The organism is Faecalibacillus sp. TM498 (assembly GCF_020589955.1).
In the GTDB taxonomy this organism is placed as follows: domain Bacteria; phylum Bacillota_I; class Bacilli_A; order Erysipelotrichales; family Coprobacillaceae; genus Faecalibacillus; species Faecalibacillus intestinalis.
The window spans coordinates 1-583 of the sequence record NZ_JAJDKB010000142.1 but is presented as its reverse complement, the minus strand read 5'-3'; the positions used below and the strand labels follow the sequence as shown (position 1 = coordinate 583).

At 33.6% G+C, this 583-nt stretch carries 1 protein-coding gene; it reads left to right on the top strand.

Features of this window, described 5'->3' with window-relative positions; genetic code table 11:
• Window positions 1-146 precede the first annotated feature (146 nt).
• Window positions 147-583, top strand: a 437-nt coding sequence (locus tag LJD32_RS15050; RefSeq protein ID WP_227392833.1) for an IS200/IS605 family accessory protein TnpB-related protein, incomplete at its 3' end; no start/stop codon positions are given.

The window sequence follows — 583 nt, the reverse complement described above, 5'->3', positions numbered from 1 at the left end:
TGTTATATCAACAACCAAAACTTTAGGATCAATGATGACTGTATAAGCTTTCCAGTAATGATCAATGGTAAGTCAAAACGTATATCAGTCAAAACAAAAATATCCAAAAGACAGAAATCAATTTTTCATCCAGTAAATTAGGAACGATGCGCATTGTTGTAAAAGGACATGATCTAGTAGCACAGATCGTCTATGATGCAAAAGAAGATGCAGCTTCTTCAAATAATAATGTCATGGGTGTTGATCTTGGAATCAAATGTCCTGCTGTAAGCTATTGTCCAAATGAAAGTGTCAAGTTTTATGGAAATGGAAGAAAAAACAAATATATAAGAAGGCACTACAATAATCTTAGAAAAAGATTTCAAAAAGCTAAGAAGCCCAAAGTAGTTGTTAAGATCAACAACAAAGAACAACGTATCATGAAAGATATAGATCATAAGCTAAGTCGTGAAATCGTAAATACGGCAAAAGCTCATGACATATCAGTAATCAAATTAGAGCGACTTCAAAACATACGCTCTACGACAAGAACAAGTCGAAAAAACAATCATAGCCTGCATACATGGTCGTTCTATAGACTTGC